Here is a 21,421-nt window from a genome sequence, read left to right on the forward strand (position 1 = left end):
CGGGACGCAAGGCGTCGGCCGCGCCGGCAGGACCTTACTTCGGCGTGCCGTTCTTCTGCGCGCCGGGGCCGGTGCCGGGTGCGCCGCTGCCCGTCGGGCCCTCGCGCTGCACGGTCGGGCCGGGGCCCATATTGCCGCCGCTCGATCCCTGCGAGCCCGTCGAGCCCATGCTGCCCGGGTTGTTGCCGCCGATGCCGTTGCCCGGCGGCTGGCTCGACATCCCGGAGCCCGTGTTGCCGCTCGACGGCGGGGCGACGCCGCTGCCGTTGTTGATGCCCTGGGCGGCAGCGGTGCCGGCCAGGAGGGCGGTCGTCAGGAGGGCGATGGAGAGGGTGCGCATCGGCATGGGGGCTGTCCGCTGTTCGGGAAGCGATCGGACCGGGGCAACGGCAGGAGCGCGCCACCGTTCCCGGCCTGCGGGCCGATCGCCGAGGGCGCCCGCGGGCCGCTTGCACATCGGGGGCGACCTCATGGCTTTGCATCCCGGCTGCTCTGCATGCAGAGTAGGCGGTCTGTCGTCCTGCCGTCATGGGGCGGCGGCTATCGCCACCCGGCAGAAGGTGGCGCGGATCTTGAATAGGGAGTGCGCGGGGTCCGGTCGCGGCCCGTCCCGCGCGAAGGAGTTATGATGCAGGTGTTCCTGATCGCCCTGGGGCTCGTTGCCGTCCTGGTCGCCGTCGGCGTGTTCGGTCATCATCCCGACACCCGCGAGGACCCGATCTCCCGGCGGCGTTCCTGAGCGGAGGGCGGGAGCGGACAGGACGCGGCGCAACGGCGGCTTTCCTGGTGCGTTAGGCTTTGCGGGCGGCCGCGCGGCGGCCCCGTGGAGTCAGGTCCTCCTGCGACAGGAGCCCATCATGCCCGCATCGCGTTCGCTCACCCGCGCGCTCCTCATCGTTGCGCTCGTTTCCGCCGGCTCCCTCGCGCAGGCGCAAGGCCTCCCCGACCAGACCGGCACCGGGGGCGGGCCGCGCTCCACCATCACGGCGCCGAATACCAGCTCGGTCGGCCAGACCGTGCCGCGTCCCGGCGCGGTCGAACACCGCCTGGAGCGTCGGATCGACGACCGCACCCGCCAGGAGCGCGTCGACGACCAGATCGACACCGGCATCTGCGTCGGCTGCAACCGGTAGAGCGGCTCCGCCGAGGGCCGGTCAGCCCAACAGCTCGGCGAGCCGCACCCGGGCGCGGTTGATCCGGCTCTTCACGGTGCCGACCCGGCACTCCATCGCCGTCGCGATGTCCTCGTAGGAGAGGTCGTGCACGGCCGAGAGCAGCAGCGCCTCGCGCTGGTCCGGCACCAGGCGGTCGAGAGCGGCCTGCAGGTCGTGCAGGTCGAGGGTACCCTGCTGCGCCGGCAGGGAGACCAGGCTCGCGGCGAACAGCCCGTCGGGATCGCCGACCTCGCGCGCCCGCTTCTGGTGCTCGGAATAGAAGCTGTTGCGCAGGATGGTGTAGAGCCAGGCCGAGAGGTGGGTGCCGGGGACGAACCGGTCCTGCGCCGTCCAGGCCTTGAGCAGGGTCTCCTGCACCAGGTCGTCGGCGCGGCTGCGGTCGTTGCACAGGGTCACGGCCCGGCGCCGCAGCCGCGGCACCTCCCCGACGAGGTCGCGGCGGAAGGTCTCCGCGGCGCCGGTGTCGAGCCCGGCCAGCGCCTCGGCGAGGCGCGCGACCAGCGACTGCAGTTCTGCGGCGGGCGGGAGCGCGGCCTCGTCGTAGGCGGCGCGCAGGGCCGCCCCGAGATGAGCCTGGATGCCGGCCGGCAGCGACGGCGCCGGGGATTGCGCGGGGTCGGTCCGGTCCGGGTCGGTGTGGGGCGGCGCCATCGTGCGGTCTCCGGTGACCGACGCTTAACGCATGCTCCATCGTACCATTACAATGATCCGGCCATACTAGTCCGCCGGGTATGGCCGGCAGCCCGCGCAGGCGTGCGCCGCCCCCCGCCGCCGCTATCGCTCCTCCCCGCGCCCCGGCTCCGGACCGCCGTCGGCCGATGCGGCCAGGCCCGGCACCAGGGGCAGGGCCGCCGCGCACGCGGCCGCCATGACCCAGAACGCCCCCGCCCCGAGGGCGCCGTAGAGCGGGCCGGCCGCCAGCGTCGCAAGCGCCGTGGCGAGGCCGAGGCCGAGGGTGCCGTAGAGGGTCTGGGCCGTCGCCGCGAGGGCGGGCGGCACGGTCTGCCCGAGGATGCGCATCGCCGCGAGGTGGAGGAGCGCGAAGGTCAGCCCGTGCAGGGCCTGGATGCCGGCGAGCGCCGGCAGCGCGACGGTGAGCGCCGCCACCGACCAGCGCAGGATCCCGGCGCCCGCCGCCAGGGCGAGGGCGCCGGCGGGGGCGAGGCGCGCGAGGAGCGGCGGGCCGAGGACGAGGAAGACCAGGACCTCCGCCGCCACCGCCTCGGCCCAGAGCAGGCTCGCGGTGCCTGCGCTCAGGCCCGCTTCGCGCCAGCGGATCACCGCGAAGGCGTCGTGCACCGCGTGGCTGCCGACCACCAGGGCCGCCACCGCGACGAGGCGGCGAAAGCCTGGCGCGCGCAGGAGCAGGCCGGCCCCGGCGGTGACGGGCGCCCCGGAAGAGGCCGCCGCATCCGGCAGGCGCAACGTCGCGCCGGCGAGCGCCGCGAAGGCGAGAGCGCCGGCGACCGGCAGGGCCGAGAGGCCGAGCCATCCGGTGACCTGGCCCGCGACGAGGGTACCGGCGATGAAGGCCGCCGAGCCCGCGCCCCGCACGGTGCCGTAGGCGAAGCGGGCGGCCCCGGCGGCGGGCAGCGCCAGGGCGTCGGCGAGCGGCGCGAGCGGCGCGGTCGCGGCGGCGTGGACGAGGCCGGCGAGCAGGAGACCGGCGAAGCCGTGCCCGGCGAGGTAGAGGAGGGCACTTCCCCCGAGAGGGCGGCGCAGGCCGCGAGCACGGCCCGGCCGGCCGCGAGCCGGTCGGCGAGGCGGCCCGCGAGGGGACCGGCGGCGAGCCGGATGCCGGTGCCGGCGGCGAGCACCAACCCGACCTCCGTCGGCGAGAGCCCGCGCTGGCTGAGGAGCGCGGGCAGGAACGGCGTGGTGAGGCCGTAACCGGCATAGAGCGCGGCGTAGACGACGAGGAAGCGCGGCAGCACGGCTCCGACCTGCATCCCGCAAGCCTACAGCAACGCCCGGACAGCCGCGCGGCCGGTCAGAGCAGGCCGGCGCCGTGCGGGTGGTCCCGCGGCGGCTCGACCGTGACGATGGCCCCGAGGCCGAGGATGAGGGCGCCGGCGGCGCAGAAGGCGAGGGAGAGGGCGGCGATGATCATGGGCACGAGCTTCGCGATTCCGTGCTTAACGCGAGCTTGCCGAACAGGGTGAAGAGAGGGAAAACCCCAGCATCCACACCGCGCGGGCGGCGAGGTGCGGCGCGGCCGCCACGGCCACGCAAACGCCATCATCGCCGCAGCGGCGCAAGGCGAAAGACCGTCAACGGGAGGACGCCCCATGGAGTACCGCACGCTCGGCCGGTCAGGCCTGAAGGTCTCGCCGCTCTGCCTCGGCACGATGATGTTCGGCGGGCCGACCCCGGACGGGGAGGCCGAGCGCATCGTCGCGGATGCGCGCGAGCAAGGGATCAACTTCATCGACACGGCGAACGCCTATACCGAGGGGCGTTCGGAGGAGGTGGTGGGCCGGGCCATCGCCCGCGACCGCGACGCCTGGGTGCTCGCCACCAAGGTGGCGAACGCGATGGGGACGGGGCCGAACGACCGCGGCCTGTCGCGCGCCCACATCGTGCAGGCCTGCGAGGCGAGCCTCCGGCGGCTCGGCACCGACCGGATCGACCTCTACTACCTCCACAAGGAGGACCACGAGACGCCGCTCGCGGAGACCGTGCGGGCGATGGCCGACCTGATCCGGGCCGGCAAGGTGCGCTATTTCGGGGTCTCCAACCACCGCGCCTGGCGGGTGGCCGAGATCTGCCGCCTGTGCGACGAGCACGGCATCGACCGGCCGGCGGCGAGCCAGCCCTACTACAACGCCCTCAACCGGATGCCGGAGGTCGAGCACCTGCCGGCCTGCGCCCATTATGGCCTCGGCGTCGTACCCTACTCGCCGCTCGCCCGCGGCGTGCTGACGGCGAAGTACCGCCCCGGCGAGACCCCGCCCGAGGGCACCCGCGCCGGGCGCGGCGACACCCGGATGATGCAGACCGAGTGGCGGCCCGAGAGCCTGCGCATCGCCGAGGAGCTGAAAGCCCACGCGGAGGCCAAGGGCGCCTCCGTGATCGACTTCGCGGTGGCCTGGGTGCTCAACAACCGCGCCGTCACCGCGGTGATCGCCGGACCCCGCACCTTCGACCAGTGGCGCGCCTATGCCGGGGCGCTCGCCTACCGCTTCGCGCCGGAGGACGAGGCCCTGGTCGACCGCCTGGTGCCGGCGGGTCATCCCTCGACCCCGGGCTACACCGATCCGGCCTATCCGCTCGAGGGCAGGACCACCTGGACGGCGGCCCGGGACTGAGCCACGCTCGTCGTCGTCAGGCTAACGGCGCATCCGATGTGGATGACGTCGGTCCGACGGCGATTTCCTCTTGGAACGCGCCGCGCACGGCTTAGTTGTTGACGCTATGTGCCCAGGCATGTCCACTGTTCGACCCTGGGAGACGGGTTGCAGACCGGAGGAGACCGATGGCGATCAAGACCACCAAGAAGGCTGAGACGAAGGCCGAGCCCGAAGCCGCCGCCCCGAAGGCCAAGGCCGCCCCGAAGGCGGCGGCCAAGGAGGCCAAGGACGACGCCAAGGATGAGGGCAAGGGCAAGAAGGTCGCCGCTCCGAAATCCGGCGACAAGCCGAACGCCCTGCAGAAGCCGCTGCAGCCGACGCCCGAGCTCGCCGCCATCGTCGGCGACAGCCCGATCCCGCGCGGCGAGGTGGTGAGCAAGGTGTGGGATTACATCCGCAAGCACTCGCTCCAAAACCCCGAGAACAAGCGCGAGATCCTCGCCGACGACAAGCTGAAGAAGGTCTTCGGCAAGGACAAGGCGACGATGTTCGAGATGAACAAGTACCTCGCCCAGCACCTGAAGTAGGGCGATCGGCCTCCTCCCGTCCGGATGGTCGCGCGATGCGGCCATCCGTTCCCCTCCGCGGAGCGGGAGAGGCGGGGGCCACGAAACCGATCCGCGCGACCGAAGGCGGGCGGGCCGCAAACCCGCACCCGTGCGCGACGGTCTCGCGCGACCCCGGGGCCCTGGCGCCCGGCCGGATGCTCCGAGAACGCCCGTATCCCAGGAATGCCGCGATCCCAGGACCCCGACCGCGATCCCGGCGCAGCCGGCCGGCGGCGGGCGCTCGCCGCCATCCTGTTCCTGATCGTCCTGGTCGTCGGCGGAGTGTGGCTCGCCGATGCGCTGCGGCGCGAGTCGGCCCGCGAGGATTGCCTGGCGAGCGGCCGGCGGGACTGCGCGGTGCTGCGGTCCGAACCGTGATCGACGGATAGACGCGCCACGTCGCGCGGGACGAGGCCCGCATCGACGACTTCAGCGCCGACCGTATTTTTCCTATCATGCCGGCGTCCCGATGCGTCTCGGATGGCCTGGGATGACGACGTTGCACCGACACCCCGGGGAACTCCGCTCCGCCTCGCCGATGAGGCGGCGCACCGTTCTGGCCGGCCTCGGGGGCCTACTCGCTTTCCCGCGTGCGGCGCGGGCGCAGGCCGATCCGGCGCTGCCGGTCGTCGGCTATCTCGGCCCCGAATCGCCCGGGCCCTTCGCCAGCCGGCTCGCCGCCTTCCGCGAGGGGCTCGCCGAGGCGGGAGTCATCGAGGGGCGCGACGTCGGGATCGACTTCCGCTGGGCCGAGGGGCGCTACGAGCGGCTGCCGGACCTCGCGCGGGAGCTGGTCGCGCGCCGGGTCGCGGTGCTGGCGGCGCCCGGTGGGGCGCCCGTCGCGCTCGCCGCCAAGGGCGTCACCGCGACGATCCCGATCGTGTTCGAGATGGGCGGCGACCCGGTCGCGCTCGGCGTCGTGCAGGATCTCGCGCGCCCGCGCGGCAACCTCACGGGCGTGTCGAGCCTGAGCGTGGAGGTCTCGGGCAAGCGTCTGGAATACCTGCACGAGGCCGTGCCGGGCGCCCGGTCCTTCGCGGTGGCGTTCAACCCGACGAGCCCGACCGCGCCGTCGCAGCTGCGCGCCCTGCACGAGGCCGCCGGGACGCTCGGCGTGCAATTGCGGATCTCCCCGGTCCGAGGCGAGGAGGATTTCGCGTCGGTCTTCGCGGAGGCGGCGGCCCTGCGGCCCGGGGGGCTCGTCTTCACCTCCGACCCCTACTTCGCCCTGCGCAGCCGGCTGCTCGCCGACCTCGCGCGCCGCCACGCTCTGCCGGCGGTGACGCAGACGCGGGATTTTCCGCTGGCCGGCGGCCTGATGAGCTACGGCGGCGACTTCACCCAGACCCATCGGCTGGCCGGCCTCTATACCGGCCGGATCCTCAAGGGCGAGCGGCCCGCCGACCTGCCGGTGCAGCTCGTCACGAAGGTCGAGCTGTTCGTGAACCTCGCGGCCGCCGCCGCCCTCGGGCTGACCGTTCCGACCTCGCTCCTCGTCGGCGCCGACACGGTCATCGAGTGAGCGGGGCGGCGAGCTCCCGTCCGGACGCGGACGGCGACGCGCAAGTGACGCCGAAGACCGGCACCTCCCGCGTCCATCCTTTCAGCGGCAGCGTGCCGAGGGGCGTGACGGCGCAACGTCCGGGCGCGGCCTCGGCCAGGGTCGCGTCGACCAGGACCTGCGCGTCCGCCGCCGCGGCGCAGAGGCGGGCGGCGAGGTTCACCACCGGGCCGATCGCCGTGTAGTCGGAGCGGCCCTCGCAACCGATCCGCCCGACGGTCGCCGGCCCCATCGCGGCGCCGACGCCGAAGCCGAGGCGAAAGCCCCGCGCGTCCCACGCCGCCGCGAGCGGCCGGACCACCGCCTGCATGTCGACGGCGAGCCGGATGGCCGTGGGCCCTGGGTCGGCCACCGGCACCGGCGCGTTGACGAGCGCCATCAGGCCGTCGCCGGTGAAGGTCACGAGGGTCGCGCCATGCGCCGTGATCGCGCCGCCGAGGGCTGCGAAATACTCGCCCAGGACCTCGATCACCGTCTCGGGCGCGGCGGCGGCCGAGAAGGCGGTGAAGCCGCGCAGGTCGCCGAACACCACCGCCACCTCGACGCGGCGCCCGTCGAGCACGCCGTCGTCGCCGCAGCGATCGACGAGTTCGGCGACCTGCGGGGCGAGGAAGCGCCGCAGGCGCCCGATGCGCTCCTGGCGCTCCTGCGACAGCGCCAGATCGCGCGCCATCGCGTTGAACCGGGCGGCGAGCCGGCCGAGCTCGTCCGCCGAGGCGACGGCGATGCGGTGCCCGAAATCCCCGGCGCCGATCCGCTGCGTGCCCTCTTCGAGCAGGCGGATCGGGCCGGTCATGCGACGCGCCAGCCCGTAGGCGAGGGCGGCGGCGAACAGGAGGCCGAGCAGGATCAGCGCGCCGGTGCGCAGGAGAGCGCGGACGAGCGGCGCGGCCGCCTCCGCCAGGGGCTGCATCACCACCACCGTCCAGTCGACGCCCGGGACCGTCGCGGCCGCGGCGACCACGCGGCGGCCGAGGCTGTCGCGGCCCGTGGCGGTGCCGCCGGCCGCCCGCGCCTCGGCGCGCAAGGCCGCGAGCGCGCGCGCCGCCGGATCGTCGGCACCGCGCAGCACGAGGCTGAGATCCGGATGGGCGACGAGCCGGCCCGGACCATCGAGCACGAAGGCTCGGCCCGTCTCGCCGATGCGGATCCCGGAGATCACCTCCCGGATCAGCTTGAGGTTGATCTCCGCCACCGCCACCCCGACCGAGGCGCTGGTGCCCGCGACCGCGACGGTCATGAACGGCTCGGAGCCGCGATGATAGGTGACCGGCCCGTACCAGGCCCGGGCAGCACCGGCCGGGGCTTTCCGGGCACCGGCCACCGCCGGATCGCCCGAGCGGTCGGCGCCGCTGCCGGTGCGGTTGAGGCTGACGCGGGAGACCTGCAGCCGCTCGCGGCCCTCCCCGTCGACGAGGGTGAGCTGCGCGATCGCCGGCACCTGCCGCAGCAGGCGCAGGGCGTCGAGGCGCTGCGACTCCTCCGCGGTCGACGTCCAGGGCAGCTGCACCATCCAGCCGAGCTGTCCGCGGATGGTGTCGATGAAGCCCTGGATGCGGAAGGCCGCGTCCCGCGCCTCCAGGCCGAGGAGCGCGTGGAGCTGGTCGCGCCGGTCGCGGGTGCCGAACCACTCCTCCAGCCCGCCATTGGCGAACAGCGGCAGCGCCACCGCGGAGAACAGCACGACGCAGTACTTCGCGAAGAGCGACCGGCGCGGATCGAGCGCGGGCCTGACCATCGTTGGCGCCTCCCGCCCCGCTAGAGCGCCTCACGATCGCGCTGCAATCGCGAAGCTCTCTAAGTCTCTGCCTTGCCGCATTTTCTTCGACGAACCGGTATCCACTTCGTCGGAAAATGCTCTAGCGAGCTTGCGCACCTCCGGCACCGGACTCCTCGAGGAGCAGCGTGCGGATGTCGGTGAGGACGAGCGCCGGCTCGAAGAAGTCGAGGCTGTAGATGTTGCGGACCGAGCCCCTGCGATCGATCAGGAAGGCGCGGAAGACGTGGTTCAGCCCGCCGTCGGCCTTGGCATCGACGCGCTGCCCGTAAGCGGTGAGGATCGGTGCCAGCGCGGCCCGGTCGGGCGCGGTCAGGAAGGCCCAGGCGGGCGCGGCCGGATCGGCGGAGCGCCACGCGGCGGCGAAGCTGCGCATCACTCCCGGCGTGTCGTGCTCGGGGTCGAAGCTCAGGGTGACGAGGCGCATCCGACGCGCCAACCCCGGATCCGTCGCGGCGAGATCCTGCAGCCGGGCCATGTCGGCGCTGGCGAGCGGGCAGACGTCGCCGCAGCGCGTGTAGATCAGCGCCAGGACGGTGATGCCGCGGGGCTCTTCCAGGAGATCCCGGCGCACGCCGGCCTCGTCGAGGACGGTGCCGCCGGATGCGGGCTTGATCGGCGGCAGGCGGTAGCTCCCCGGCGCCGGAATCGGAAACACGGATGCTGCCGCAGGGCGCGGCGCGTGCCCCTCATGCGCGCGGGCGCCATGAAGGAGGGCGAAGGCAGCGCCGAGGACGAGCGCCGCGAGGCGGGGAAGCGAGGGGCGTCGCATCGCCGTCACGGCCCGTAGAGCGAGGCGGAGCCGAACGCCATCATGTGCGGCCGCCCGAGCCGCTCGGCGGTGAAGTCGATCGCGAAGCGTGCCGCCAATTCCTTCCCGTTCCAGGTATAGGCCTTGAGGAACTGCTCGTTCTCCGCCCCGGTCTTGTCCCAGTTCGCGAGCAACGAGCTGGTATAGTAGATCCGTTTGCCGTCCCAGCTCTGCGAGACCATGTTGAGCTGCGCACCGATCTTCTTCTCGTAGATCTGCCGTGGCCGGTCGGGATCGGAGACGTCGAAGACCCGGGTGGTGCCGTCCATGAAGGTGTCGACGAAGAGCGTGCGGTCATCGGCCGAGAGGCTGATGTCGACGGGCACCGGAAGCTTCGCGGGGTCGCCGATCTCGGCTACCGGCTTGGCGCTCCAGGCACCTCGCTCGTCCTCGCGCACCAGCCAGAGCTTCGCGGTCAGCGCGGTCGAGGTGAAGGCGTAGGTGTGCCGCGGCCCCCAGGCCCAGCGGATCTCGAGCGGCACCCCGGGTACGCTGAGCACGGTGCGGGGCGTCCTGGCGTGGAAGTCCCACAGCACCATCGTCTGGCCGAAGCGCTTCATCGCCTCGGCATCCTTCATCAGCTCGCCGAGGGGACGCATGTAGTTGTCGAGCCCGGTGAAGGACGAGGTCAGCATCACGTTGCGGCGCGGCAGCACGCGGGCGTCGTAGCCGTACCCGTCCGCCCCGGCCTCGATCCGGGCGCCGTTCGGTGCGGCATCGGTCGGCAGCCAGTGCGTCGCGACGTACTCGCCCTCGTTCGAATACTCGACCAAAGCCGCCCGGCCGGTGCCGTCGCGGTTCGACAGGCTCGGGATCAGCATGCGGCCGGGCAGCGCGTAGGCGCCGTGCGGGCCGGCCGCGCCGCCGCTCTTCTCGACGAAGTCGTCGATCACCTTGACGAGACGGGGCTCGGCCGGGTCGCTCGCGACGTCGAAGATGAAGATCCGGCTGTCCGACAGGCCGGCGGCCCAGAACTGGCGCCGGTCGTCGGTGAACCCGCCGTGATGCGCCTCGTGCCGGCCGCCGACCGGGGCGGCGTGGATCGGCTTGCCGAAAGTGGGGGAGGATTCGCGGGCATCGACCGTGACGAGCTTGTCCGAGCCGTCACCCAGCCCCTCGACCCCGAGGGTCCAGACATAGACGAAATCCTCGATGCCGGTGATCTTCGCCATGTAGGGCGACTGGCAGGTCTCGTCTGCGCGCACCGACGACGTGGCCAGCAGGGACGAGGCGGCACACAGCATCGCGGCGATCCCGCGGCATGGGATTGCACGGCCTTCCCGCATGGACACCTCCTGTCGCGCGCACGACCGATGCCGCCCCGTATCCGCCGGATGTGCTTTACTGTTAAAAGCACTCTGGAGCAGGGCATGATACCGCCGCGATACCGATTGCATCCATGTTTTGCCGGTTATGCCTGTCTGTCAATGGATTGTATCAATACAAATCCACCGTGCCCGAACAGATCGATCGTTGCTCGGTCGAAGCATTGCAGCCAAGCTTTCGCCCGAGTTTCGGCGGTCCTGTCGATGTTCCGGGCGTCGGAACCGATACGGTCGTGCCGGCCGCATCGTCCGGGCCGCGTCCCTTGCGGCCTCCCTCGCCGGTGGGCATCTGACGGGCATGACACCGACGGCCCTGAACGACGAAAGCCTCGCCCCCTTCCTGGCGGCCTTCTACGGCCGCGTCCGCGACGACCCGCTCCTCGGCCCGGTCTTCGCGGCCGCGGTCCCCGACGCCGATTGGCCGCGGCACATGGCGACGATCGAGGCGTTCTGGTCGTCGGTGCTGTTCAGGACCGGCCGCTACAAGGGCAACCCGTTCGGCCGGCACCAGGCCCTCGGCGTCCTGCGCCCGGAGCATTTCGCGCGCTGGCTCGACCTCTTCCGGGAGACGGCGGTGGCGCATTTCACGCCGGAGGACGCCGCCGCCTTGCAGGACCGGGCCGAGCGGATCGGCGACAGCCTCAAGGCCGGCCTGTTCTTCCGTCCCGAGATCGCGGGAGCGCCCGCTTCCGGCTCCGGACCGTCTGCCACCGGTGCACCTGCCAGGTGAGCATCATGCTCGCCGCCATGAGGGCGGCGTGCAGGAGATGGAGGGCCAGGGGCGTGTTCGGCATCGGCGTCATCCCTGCGGACGGAGCGTGCGCAGCAGGGATCGTGCTTGCAACAATCGGGCCCAACGAGGGACCTGGCGCGTTTCGCGGCTCACCGCACCACCGGGCTCACGACGGCAGCAGGACTCGCGCGGTGGCGGCACGGGCCAGGGTCGCCAGCATGTCGGTCTGGGTCACGATCCCCAGAACCGTGCGGTCCGGCGCGGTCACCACGACGGCGTGGGTGCGGCCGTCCGTCAGCGCCGGCACCAGCGCCACCGCCGGCTCGTCCGGCCCCGTGATCCGGGCCGCGGACATCGCCTGCGCGATGTCGCCCGCAGGCCCGCGGGTCAGCTCGCGCAGGCCGACGGTGCCGAGGAGGCGGCCGGCCTCGTCCACGACCGGCAGGATGCGGACATCGTGCCTGAACAGCAGTTCGACTGCCCGCGCGACCGGCGCGTCCACTGCGACGGTGATGACGTCGCGCGACATCACCTCGGCGCAGATCAGCGTTCCGTGCGAGCGCACGAGCGCCTTGTGTTCGACCTCGCGCAGCAGCCGGTCGAGGTCGGTGCGGTCGATGTCGAGGGTTTCGTCGAGCGCGAGCAGGGCCGCGTCGATGTCCTCGGCGTGGAATCCGACGCGCATCGGGGCGGGCAGGTCGGCGGTGGCGTGCGGGTTGACCGGGATGGAGGCCGGGACGTGGGGGTACTGGCGCCGGGCCAGCCGGTGGAAGACGATGCCGAGCCCCACCAGGATGAGCGAGTTGAGGCCGACCGGGACGAACGGGAACAGGAACCCGGACGAGGTGACCGCCGGACCGCCGATCAGCGCGGTCAGCGCCGCGGCGCCGCCGGGCGGGTGAAGGCAGCGGGTGAGCGACATGACGGCGATGGCGACCGACACCCCGACGCCGATCGCCGCCACCGGGTCGGGAATGAAATGCGCGGCGGTCACCCCGATGAGCGCCGAGAGCGTGTTTCCGCCGATGATCGACCAGGGCTGTGCCAGGGGGCTCGCGGGCACAGCGAAGAGCAGCACCGCGCTCGCGCCCATCGGCGCGACGATCGTCGGGATGTGCGGCCCCTGGCCGACCATCCAGCCGCTGATCAGCCCGGTGAGCGCGATGCCGATCAGGGCACCAAGGCAGGCGACGAGGCGATCGCGCAGGGTCGCACCGGGAAGCATCGGCGGGAGCACGGGCCTGATCAGCCGGCTCCCCCAGCGGCGGACCCAGGAGCGCACGGATCCGAGGCGCAACGGCCCGACGATCCCGGACAGGCGCGACAATCCCCTCATACCGGCCGGATTCCTCGACAAGGCGGAGCGTGACGGCGCCGGTCTCCGCGCGCCGATCGGCGCACCTCTACGAGCTACGCTTCAGCTTGCAAAGATTGAAGGCACCATGCCCGTCACGACGGCATGCGATGGCGCGACCGCTCGCTCCGTCACGTCTGCGCCCCCAGCTCGGACGACAGGCGTTCGGCCTCCTCGCGCAGGCGCGGCGCGAGGGTGCCGGCCCGCTCGGCGGTGAGGCGCGAGGACGGGCCCGTCAGCGCCATGGCGCCGATCAGCCGGCCGCCGGCGCCGAAGACCGGCATCGCCAGGGAGGCGACGTGCGGGTCGGTGACGCCCGAGCTGTAGAGCGGCAATTCGGGCTTGTCCTGCGGCGTCCGCTCGCCGAAGGCCGCCAGCACCTGGGCGATCGCCGACTGGTCCATCGGCCGCATGTCACCCGGCCGCACGTTCATGCGCAAAGGGTAGGGCGAATCGGCCCGGAACAGGCACAGCCGCTGGTTCCCGCGGCGGATGTAGAACGACGCCGTCTCCAGGGATTCGGCCGCGAGCCGCTCCAGCACCGGAACCACCCGCTCCTCCAGCGCGAAGGATTGCTGGTAGACCGAGCCGATCCGCGCCGCCTCCACCCCGAGACGGTAGCGCCCGTCGTCCAGCCGCTCGATCAGGCCGAACTTCTCGAGCGAGATGCACAGCCGCATGATGGTGCTCTTCACGAGCTCCGTGCGCCGGGCGAGTTCCGTCAGCTCGAGCGCGTCGTCGCCGCGCTGGAACGCGGTCAGGACGGCCAGCACCCGCTCCGCCGAGGCGACGCCTTCGAGCTTGGGTCTCGGTCGGGCCTCTTTCGGCATCGTCTCACGCTCACTCACGTTTCGGGGGTGCGGACGCCTCCCTTAGCGGCGCTCTGCGCCGCCGCCAAACGGCCGGCAAGCCGGTCTCGGGCCCTGCGACATTCGCGCAAGGCAGCCCGCGCTTGACCCCTCCAGACGACGCGGCTAGGTAAAATGAAACGCCGTTGCAAAAACGCAGGGAGAGAACGCCATGATGCGGGCAGGACCGGCACAGCCGGCATTCACGCCACCCGGTGCGGTTGACGAGCACGCGCTGCATCGCAAGATGATGTGGCGCATCCTGCCGTTCCTGTTCGTCTGTTACGTGGTCAGCTACCTCGACCGCGTGAATGTCGGCTTCGCCGCGCTGACGATGAACAAGGACATCGGGCTCTCGGCGACCGCGTTCGGCGTCGGCGCCGGGCTGTTCTTCTTCGGCTACTTCATCGCCGAGATCCCCAGCAACCTGATCATGATGCGCGTCGGCGCCCGGATCTGGATCGCCCGGATCATGATCACCTGGGGCCTGGTCTCGGCGGCGACCGCCTTCGTCACCGGTCCGGTCCAGTTCGGCATCGCCCGCTTCCTCCTAGGGCTCGGCGAGGCCGGTTTCGTGCCCGGCGTGTTCCTGTACCTGAGCCTGTGGTTCCCCTCGGCCGTGCGGGCGCGGGCGACGGCCCTGTTCCTGCTCGGCATCCCGGTCGCCAACATCCTCGGCTCGCCGATCTCGGGCGCGCTGATCCAGGTCGAGGGTTTCGGTCTCAAGGGCTGGCAGTGGCTCCTGATTCTCGAGGCGCTGCCGGCGGTGGCCCTCGGGGTCGCCTGCCTGTTCGTCCTGACCGATCGGCCCGAGAAGGCGGCCTGGCTGACGGTGCCTGAGCGCGACGCCCTCGTGGCGAAGCTCGCGGCCGAGAAGGCGGCGATCGAGCAGAAGCACAAGATGACGCTCGCCCAGGCGCTGCGGAACTGGCGCGTCCTGATGCTCGCCAGCATCAATTTCTGCGCCATCGTCGGCTCGCTCGGCATCGGCCTGTGGCTGCCGCAGATCATCAAGCAGCTGGGGCTCGCCACCTCCCTCGTCGGGGTGGTGACGGCGATCCCCTATCTCTGCGGCGCGGTCGCCATGGTGGTGTGGGGCCGGATGTCCGACCGCGGCAGCGACCGGACGATCTATCCGGCGATCTCGCTCCTCGTCGGATCCGCGGCGCTGATCGCCAGCGCCTTCACGCCGTCGCCGGTCCTCACCATCGCGGCGCTCTGCGTGGCGGTGATGGGCATCAACTCCTTCGTCGCCACCTTCTGGGCGGTGCCCTCTAGCTTCCTCACCGGCCGGGCCGCCGCCGGTGGAATCGCCATGATCGTCTCGATCGGCAATCTCGGGGGCTTCGCCGGACCGTACATGATCGGCCTGGTGCGCGACCTCTCGGGCGGGTTCACCGCGCCGCTGGTGGCGGTCGGCCTCTGCCTGCTCGCCGGCGCCGCCCTGATGCTCGCCTTCGGCCGGCGCGCCCGCCGCGCCGACCTGCCCGCCGCGATCCCGGCCTGACGCCGGGACCCTGAAGCCGAGAGCCCGCCCGCATGATCCCGCGCCTTCCCCTCGTGCCCGAGACGGCGTCGCTCCACGCGGCCTTCTGCGCCGAGCTGCGGGCGCGGGGCTTTGCCGGCGACCTGTCGCTGACGCAGGCCGACCGCACCGTGCTGGCGACCGACAACTCGATCTACCAGCTCACGCCGCGAGCCATCGCCTTTCCGCGCGAGCGCGACGACCTCGTGCGGATCGCCAAGCTCCTGGCGGAGGACCGCTTCGCGGAGATCCGGATCGCGCCCCGCGGCGGCGGCACCGGCACCAACGGCCAGTCCCTCACCGACGGGCTCGTGGTCGATTGTTCGCGGCACATGAACCGCATCCTGGCGATCGATCCGGTCGCCCGCACGGTCCGGGTCGAGGCCGGGGTCGTCAAGGACCAGCTCAACGCCGCCCTCAAACCCCACGGGCTGTTCTTCGCCCCCGAGCTCTCGACCTCGAACCGCGCCACGATCGGCGGCATGATCTCGACCGACGCGAGCGGCCAGGGCTCCTGCCTCTACGGCAAGACCCGCGACCACGTCCTGGCGCTGACCACGATCCTCTCCGACGGCACGGTCTGGCACTCCGAGCCCCTCGACGAGGCCGGCCTCGCCGCCGCCAAGGCGCGGCCCGACCGGGCCGGCGCGATCCACCGGGAGGTCGACCGGCTCCAGCGCGAGAACGCGGCGCTCATCGCCGAGCGGTTTCCCCCGCTCAACCGCTGCCTCACCGGCTACGACCTCGCCCATATTCGACGCGCCGACGGGCGGTTCGACCTCAATGCGGTGCTGTGCGGCTCGGAAGGCACGCTGGGCCTCATCGCCGAAGCGACCCTGAACGTCCTGCCGTTGCCGAGCCACATGGCCCTGGTCGTCCTGCGCTATGCCGGCTTCGACGCGGCGCTCCGCGACGCGCGGGCGCTGGCGGGGAGCGGGGCGGCCTCGATCGAGACGGTCGATTCGACGGTGCTGGCGCTGGCGCAGGGCGATCCGGTTTGGGACGGCGTCGCGGCCTACTTCCCCGAGGATGCGGGCGAGCGGGCCCGCGGCGTCAACCTCGTCGAGTTCGTCGGCGACAGCGAGGCCGCGGTCGAGGCGGCGGTCGCCCGCCTCACCGCGATCCTCGACGCTGCCGGAGCCGAGGCCGGACGGCGCGGCTACACGATCGCGCGGGGCGAGGCCGAGGTCGGCCGCCTCTGGACCATGCGCAAGAAGGCCGTCGGCCTCCTCGGCAACCGCAAGGGCGAGGCGCGCCCGATCGCCTTCGTGGAGGACACCGCGGTCCCGCCGGAGCATCTCGCCGACTTCATCGCCGAATTCCGCGGCGCCCTCGACCGGCGCGGCCTCGACTACGGCATGTTCGGCCACGTCGATGCCGGCGTGCTGCACGTGCGCCCGGCCATCGACATGAAGGCGCCCGGCGCCGAGACCCTGGTGCGCGCGGTCACCGAGGACGTCGTCGCGCTGACGCAGAAATACGGCGGGCTCCTGTGGGGCGAGCACGGCAAGGGCGTGCGCTCCGAGTTCTCGCCAAAGGTGTTCGGCCCGCTCTACCCGGTGCTCCAAGCGGTGAAGGCCGCCTTCGACCCGAGGAACCAGTTCAACCCGGGCAAGATCGCGGCCCCCGCGGCCGGCGCGCTCCTCACCATCGACGGCGTGCCGACCAAGGGCGGCCACGACCGGGCGATTCCCCCCGCGTCGCGGGCCGCCTACGACGAGGCGCTGCATTGCAACGGCAACGGCGCCTGCTTCTCGTACGATCCGGACGAGGCGATGTGCCCGTCCTGGAAGGGGACGCGGGAGCGCCGGCACTCGCCCAAGGGCCGCGCCCAGCTGATGCGCGAGTGGCTGCGCCGCCTTGCCGAGCAGGGCTTCGACCCGCCGGCGGAGGCCCGGGCCTCGCGCGTGCAGGCTGGCTGGCGCAGCTTCACGGCCCGCCTCGTCGCGACCTTGAGCCGGCGGGACGACGATTTCTCACACGAGGTGCACGAGGCGATGGCCGGATGCCTCGCCTGCAAGTCGTGCACGGGCTTGTGCCCGATCAAGGTCGACGTCCCGACCTTCCGGGCGAAGTTCCTCGAACTCTATCACGGCCGCTACCTGCGGCCCCTACGCCATCACGCGGTCGCGGCCCTGGAGCCGCTGGCCCCCTGGCTCGCCCGGGCGCCGCGTCTCGTCAATGCCGCGACGCGGCTCGGGGCGGGGAGGGCGGTCGGGCTCGTCCACGCCCCAACCCTGTCGGGCATCGATCTCAAGACGGAGATGGCGCGCCGCGGCGTCGCCCTGGCCGATCCGGGCGCGCTGGCGCAACTCACCCCCGCGGAGCGGCTGGCGAGCGTCGTCGTGGTGCAGGACGCCTTCACCAGCCACTACGACACGCCGGTCCTGCTGGCCCTGCTCGATCTCCTGATCGGACTCGGCATCCGACCCTGGCTCGCGCCCTACCGCCCGAACGGCAAGCCGCTGCACGTCCACGGCTTCCTCGGGCGGTTCGAGCGGCTGGCGGCCGCGAACGCCGCCGATCTCGACGCGATCGCCGCGACCGGCATCGCGCTGATCGGCCTCGACCCGTCGATGACCCTGACCTACCGCTCGGAGTACCGGCAGGCCCTGCCGGGGCGCGACCTGCCGCAGGTCCGCCTCGTCCAGGAATGGCTCGCCGCGCGCCTCGACGGCGGCACGCCCGAGCCAGCCGGCGAACCCTACTGGCTCCTGCCGCACTGCACCGAGCGGGCGACGGCGCAAGCCGCCGTGGCGGAATGGGCGAGCGTCTTCCGGGCGCTGGGCCTACGCCTCGGCATTCTGCCCTCCGGCTGCTGCGGCATGGCCGGCACCTACGGCCACGAGGCCGAGAACCGGGCGACCTCCGAGCGCATCTACGGCCTCAGCTGGGCCAAGCCCGTGGCCGAGAAGGGCCGGACCGGCCGCCTCCTCGCCGACGGCTATTCCTGCCGCTCGCAGGCCAAGATCATCGACGGCGTGCGGCTGCCGCACCCGGTCGAGATCCTGCGCGATCACCTCGCGACGAGAAATCCCGCGCCCCGCCTCGTCGAGGCGGCGCGCTGAACTCGACATCACAGGAGCCCATCATGACGGAGCGCACGCAATTCAGGTTCGGCCTCGTCGGCTACGGCGAGATCGGCAGCACCCTCGGGGCCGGCCTTCGCGGCGCCGGCCTCGAGAGCATCGCCTGCTACGACAAGTACGCCTTCGACGGACCCTATGCCGCCCTGATCCAGGGCCGGGCGCGGGAGGCCGGCGTCACCCTGGTGCGCTCGAACGCCGAGCTCGCCGAGGCCGCCGACCTGATCGTCAGCGTGACCCCCGGCGTCGCCTCGGTCGAGAGCGCCGAGGCTTTCGTCCCGGTGCTGACGAACCGCCACACCTTCCTCGACTTCGCCTCCGCCACCCCGAAGGTGAAGCAGGCCGTCGCCGAGCGACTGTCCGCCACCGGCGCGCTCCTCGGCGACGGCTCGATCGAGGGCACGCCGCTGCACGGCTATTCCATGCGGATGCTGTCGAGCGGGCCCGCCGGCGAGCGGGTGCGCGACCTCCTGGTGCCCTGGGGCATGCAGATCGAGTTCACCGGCCCGACCCTCGGCACGGCATCGGGCATCAAGATCCTGCGCTCGGTCCTGATCAAGGGCATCGAGGCCCTGCACGATGAGATGCTGCTCGCCGCGCGCCAGTACGGCATCGACGAGATCGTGCTCGCCTCCGCCTCGAAGACCCTGAATCGCCCCTGGATGGACACGGTGAAGAGCCTCACCCCATCGGGCGTGATCCATGCCAAGCGCCGGGCCGAGGAGCTGGAGATGTCGGCCGAGGCGGTGGCCGATTCGGGCGTCGAGCCGATCATGGCCCGCGCCATCGCCCAGCGCCTGCGCTGGAAGGCGAGCCTCGGCCTCAAGGACCATTTCGGCGGCATCGTGCCCGGCACCTACCAGGAGGCGCTGGAGGCGATGGCCGAGAAGGCGGGGTTGCAGACCAAGAAGCAATCCTGATCCATTGCTGATCAGAGCCAGTTCTCCACCGGCAGAGTTCACACTCTCCATCGTCATTCCGGGGCCGCGCAGCGGAGCCCGGAATCCAGAAACGCCGAGTTCTTCAAAATAAAGCGGACAGCGTTCCACCTCATCCTGTCCCGCCTGAGTATCTGGATTCCGGGCTCCGCTTCGCGGCCCCGGAATGACTGGGCGGGTAGCAGGATCGTCGAGCCTATCGCACAGCCTGCAACCCCGGAAAGCACCCCCATGTCCATCGGTTTCAAGATCCATCCCCGCACCCGCACCGTCGACGCCGCCACCGTCGAGAAGTTCAAGGCGATCGCGGTCGCCAACATCAGCGACTCGATGCTGCGCATGACGCATGGCGGGCCGCGGCTTCGGCCGATGCATGCCGGCGGCGTGCTCTGCGGCGTCGCACTGACCGTCAAGTCGCGCCCCGGCGACAACCTCATGGTCCATGCCGCCCTCAACCGCGTGAAGCCGGGCGACGTCATCGTCGTCGACGCGGGCGGCGACCTGACCAACGCGATTCTCGGCGAGCTCATGCTCTCGCATGCCCAGCAGGTCGGCTGCGCGGGCGTGATCGTCAACGGCGCCGTCCGCGACTTCGGTTGGATCAAGGCGAACTCTCTGCCGGTCTACGCCGCCGGCGTGACCCATCGCGGGCCCTACAAGAGCGGTCCCGGCGAGGTGAACTGCGCGATCGCCATCGACGGGATGGTGATCGAGCCCGGCGACCTGATCGTCGGGGACGAGGATGGCTTCGTCTGCGTGCCGTACGACCACACGGAAACGATCTTCGCCGCGGCCGACAAGAAGCAGCAGGGCGAGGCCAAGACCATGGCGGCGATCAAGGCCGGAACCGTCGACCGGTCCTGGGTCGAGCGCGAGCTCGAGAAGGCCGGCTGCGAAGGCCTCTGACCGGCGAGCAACAATCGACAGACGGCGAAATTCGACAGGTCGGAGGACGGGACGTGAGCGCCACCACGGACGACAATCAGGCCCTCGAGGCGACGACCATGCGCCGGGTGATCCTCCGGCTCGTGCCGTTCCTGATGGTCTGCTACTTCTTCGCCCTGCTCGACCGGGTGAATGTGGGCTTCGCCGCCCTGCAGATGAACCACGATCTCGGGCTGACGCCGGCGATGTTCGGCTTCGCCGCGAGCCTGTTCTTCGTCTCGTACTTCCTCGTCGAGGTGCCGAGCAACCTGGCACTGCAGCGCATCGGCGCCCGGCGCTGGATCGCCCGGATCATGATCACCTGGGGCCTGGTGACGATGGGCATGGCACTCGTCGTCGGGCCTTACTCGCTCTACGCGATGCGCTTCGTCCTCGGCGCGGCCGAGGCCGGGTTCTTCCCGGGAGCGATCCTCTACCTGACCTACTGGCTGCCGAGCCGCTACCGGGCCCGGGTGCTCGCCACCTTCACGGTCTCGATTCCGCTGGCGACCTTCCTGGGCTCGCCGCTCTCGGTCACGCTGCTCGAGTTCGACGGCCTCCTCGGCCTGCGGGGCTGGCAGTGGCTGTTCGTGCTGGAGGGCCTGCCGACCGTGCTGCTCGGCATCGCCTGCCTGTTCGTGCTCACCGACAAGCCGAAGGACGCGACCTGGCTGAAGCCCGCGGAGCGCGACTGGCTGGTGTCCCGCCTCGCGACGGAAGCCGCGGGCAAGACGCCGGTCGGCCACATCTCGCTCTGGGGCCTGGCGCGCAACAAGTACTTCCTCACCATGGCGCTGGTCTGCGCAGGCGCCTCCGCCACCGGCAGCACGCTCTCGGTGTGGCAGCCGCAGATCATCAAGTCGTTCGGGCTCACGAACCTCCAGACCGGCTTCGTCAACTCGGTGCCCTACGGCGTCGCCACGGTGCTGATGATCCTGTGGGGCCGCCATTCGGACCGCCGCGCCGAGCGCACCTGGCACACTGCGATCCCGCTGTTGCTCGCCGGGATCGGGCTCGCCGCCCTCAACCTCGCCGGCGGCCTCACGATGACGATCGTGGCGGTCTCGTTCGCGCTCGTCGGCGCCTACGCCTTCAAGGGTCCGTTCTGGGCGCTCTCGGCCGGGTGGCTCTCGGCCGGCACCCTGGCAGCGGGCCTCGCCGGCATCAACGCCATCGCCAACCTGATCGGCGGCGGCCTGATGGTGAACATCGTCGGCCTGGTGAAGACCGCGACCGGCAGCTTCGCCCTCGGCCTTTTGCCCGTCGCGCTCCTCGACGTCGCCGCGGCGCTGAGCGTGCTGGCGATCAGCCGCTCGCATGCCCGCGCGGTGCGGGCGCAGGCCGTGGCGGCCTGACCTCCCGACCACGAAACCCCCGAGAGCCGCGATGTTCTTTGCTCCCCCGCCGGCCGTGACGGCCGAGATCTTCACCCGCCTGCCGGACCGCTACCGCAAGCCTAAGCCCAC

At 71.8% G+C, this 21,421-nt stretch carries 20 protein-coding genes and 1 pseudogene (1 of these 21 only partly in view); 12 read left to right on the top strand and 9 right to left on the bottom strand.

Annotated elements, in window-relative coordinates:
- Nucleotides 1-34: 34 nt before the first annotated feature.
- Nucleotides 35-346 carry a hypothetical protein gene (locus DK412_RS03905; RefSeq protein WP_245447414.1) on the bottom strand — a complete coding sequence of 104 codons (312 nt, stop codon included), beginning with the start codon at nt 344-346 and terminating at the stop codon, nt 35-37.
- Nucleotides 347-857: 511 nt separating this feature from the next.
- Between DK412_RS03905 and DK412_RS03910 the strand changes: the two genes are divergently transcribed.
- Nucleotides 858-1,133, top strand: coding sequence for a hypothetical protein (locus DK412_RS03910; RefSeq protein WP_109970880.1), 276 nt, complete (start codon nt 858-860; stop codon nt 1,131-1,133).
- A 21-nt stretch (nt 1,134-1,154) separates the two neighbouring features.
- Here DK412_RS03910 and DK412_RS03915 read toward each other — a convergent pair whose 3' ends face one another.
- From DK412_RS03915 to DK412_RS31330, 3 genes and pseudogenes are all read right to left on the bottom strand, one after another.
- A complete protein-coding gene (locus DK412_RS03915) occupies nt 1,155-1,826 on the bottom strand; it encodes a sigma-70 family RNA polymerase sigma factor (protein WP_109970881.1) in 672 nt (223 codons plus the stop codon).
- 123 nt (nt 1,827-1,949) lie between these two features.
- Nucleotides 1,950-3,124, bottom strand: a pseudogene (locus DK412_RS03920) (MFS transporter).
- 41 nt (nt 3,125-3,165) lie between these two features.
- Nucleotides 3,166-3,291: a hypothetical protein gene (locus DK412_RS31330; RefSeq protein ID WP_280953973.1), complete on the bottom strand. Its 126-nt coding sequence runs from the start codon at nt 3,289-3,291 to the stop codon at nt 3,166-3,168.
- A gap of 172 nt (nt 3,292-3,463) precedes the next feature.
- On the opposite strand from DK412_RS31330, the gene DK412_RS03925 reads away from it, so the two are divergent.
- The 4 genes from DK412_RS03925 to DK412_RS03940 all read left to right on the top strand — a co-directional run bounded on the left by DK412_RS03925 (nt 3,464) and on the right by DK412_RS03940 (nt 6,595).
- Nucleotides 3,464-4,483 carry an aldo/keto reductase gene (locus DK412_RS03925; protein ID WP_109970882.1) on the top strand — a complete coding sequence of 340 codons (1,020 nt, stop codon included), beginning with the start codon at nt 3,464-3,466 and terminating at the stop codon, nt 4,481-4,483.
- 167 nt (nt 4,484-4,650) lie between these two features.
- Entirely contained in the window at nt 4,651-5,052 is a 402-nt protein-coding gene (locus DK412_RS03930) for an SWIB/MDM2 domain-containing protein (RefSeq protein ID WP_099951498.1), read from the top strand.
- A 204-nt stretch (nt 5,053-5,256) separates the two neighbouring features.
- Nucleotides 5,257-5,451 (top strand): hypothetical protein, encoded by a 195-nt coding sequence (locus DK412_RS03935; RefSeq protein ID WP_109970883.1) that lies wholly within the window; start codon nt 5,257-5,259, stop codon nt 5,449-5,451.
- Nucleotides 5,452-5,611: 160 nt separating this feature from the next.
- Entirely contained in the window at nt 5,612-6,595 is a 984-nt protein-coding gene (locus tag DK412_RS03940) for an ABC transporter substrate-binding protein (RefSeq protein ID WP_109970884.1), read from the top strand.
- On the opposite strand, the gene DK412_RS03945 is transcribed toward DK412_RS03940, so the two are convergent.
- From DK412_RS03945 to DK412_RS03955, 3 genes are all read right to left on the bottom strand, one after another.
- Complete coding sequence (locus DK412_RS03945) at nt 6,585-8,372, bottom strand: adenylate/guanylate cyclase domain-containing protein (RefSeq protein WP_109970885.1); 1,788 nt, start codon at nt 8,370-8,372, stop codon at nt 6,585-6,587. The genes DK412_RS03940 and DK412_RS03945 overlap by 11 nt on opposite strands.
- 121 nt (nt 8,373-8,493) lie before the next feature.
- The gene (locus tag DK412_RS03950; protein ID WP_245447415.1) at nt 8,494-9,069 is read right to left on the bottom strand and encodes an SCO family protein; all 576 of its coding nucleotides are present in this window, start codon (nt 9,067-9,069) and stop codon (nt 8,494-8,496) included.
- Nucleotides 9,070-9,188: 119 nt separating this feature from the next.
- Nucleotides 9,189-10,466, bottom strand: a complete 1,278-nt coding sequence (locus DK412_RS03955) for a selenium-binding protein SBP56-related protein (protein WP_204165490.1) — start codon at nt 10,464-10,466, stop codon at nt 9,189-9,191.
- Nucleotides 10,467-10,845: 379 nt separating this feature from the next.
- Here DK412_RS03955 and DK412_RS03960 point away from each other — a divergent pair, with 379 nt between their 5' ends.
- Entirely contained in the window at nt 10,846-11,277 is a 432-nt protein-coding gene (locus DK412_RS03960) for a group III truncated hemoglobin (protein ID WP_109970887.1), read from the top strand.
- Between the two features lie 169 nt (nt 11,278-11,446).
- Here the strand turns inward: DK412_RS03960 and DK412_RS03965 are convergent, their stop codons facing one another.
- Nucleotides 11,447-12,505 carry an HPP family protein gene (locus DK412_RS03965; protein ID WP_245447416.1) on the bottom strand — a complete coding sequence of 353 codons (1,059 nt, stop codon included), beginning with the start codon at nt 12,503-12,505 and terminating at the stop codon, nt 11,447-11,449.
- A gap of 260 nt (nt 12,506-12,765) precedes the next feature.
- Entirely contained in the window at nt 12,766-13,464 is a 699-nt protein-coding gene (locus DK412_RS03970) for an IclR family transcriptional regulator (protein WP_109970889.1), read from the bottom strand.
- A 193-nt stretch (nt 13,465-13,657) separates the two neighbouring features.
- On the opposite strand from DK412_RS03970, the gene DK412_RS03975 reads away from it, so the two are divergent.
- The 6 genes from DK412_RS03975 to DK412_RS04000 form a co-directional block, all read left to right on the top strand.
- A complete protein-coding gene (locus DK412_RS03975) occupies nt 13,658-14,989 on the top strand; it encodes an MFS transporter (protein ID WP_109975046.1) in 1,332 nt (443 codons plus the stop codon).
- A gap of 32 nt (nt 14,990-15,021) precedes the next feature.
- Nucleotides 15,022-18,075, top strand: a complete 3,054-nt coding sequence (locus DK412_RS03980; RefSeq protein ID WP_109970890.1) for an FAD-binding and (Fe-S)-binding domain-containing protein — start codon at nt 15,022-15,024, stop codon at nt 18,073-18,075.
- A 23-nt stretch (nt 18,076-18,098) separates the two neighbouring features.
- Nucleotides 18,099-19,013 (top strand): DUF1932 domain-containing protein, encoded by a 915-nt coding sequence (locus tag DK412_RS03985; RefSeq protein ID WP_109970891.1) that lies wholly within the window; start codon nt 18,099-18,101, stop codon nt 19,011-19,013.
- A gap of 249 nt (nt 19,014-19,262) precedes the next feature.
- Nucleotides 19,263-19,937 (top strand): RraA family protein, encoded by a 675-nt coding sequence (locus DK412_RS03990; RefSeq protein WP_109970892.1) that lies wholly within the window; start codon nt 19,263-19,265, stop codon nt 19,935-19,937.
- A gap of 98 nt (nt 19,938-20,035) precedes the next feature.
- Nucleotides 20,036-21,310 carry an MFS transporter gene (locus DK412_RS03995; protein ID WP_109975047.1) on the top strand — a complete coding sequence of 425 codons (1,275 nt, stop codon included), beginning with the start codon at nt 20,036-20,038 and terminating at the stop codon, nt 21,308-21,310.
- Nucleotides 21,311-21,341: 31 nt separating this feature from the next.
- Nucleotides 21,342-21,421, top strand: the start of a protein-coding gene (locus DK412_RS04000; protein ID WP_109970893.1) for an SMP-30/gluconolactonase/LRE family protein. It continues 838 nt past the right edge of the window; 80 of the gene's 918 nt are visible here — the first part of the coding sequence; its start codon is at nt 21,342-21,344; its stop codon lies beyond the right edge, outside the window.

It is taken from the genome of Methylobacterium sp. 17Sr1-1 (assembly GCF_003173775.1).
Taxonomy (GTDB): domain Bacteria; phylum Pseudomonadota; class Alphaproteobacteria; order Rhizobiales; family Beijerinckiaceae; genus Methylobacterium.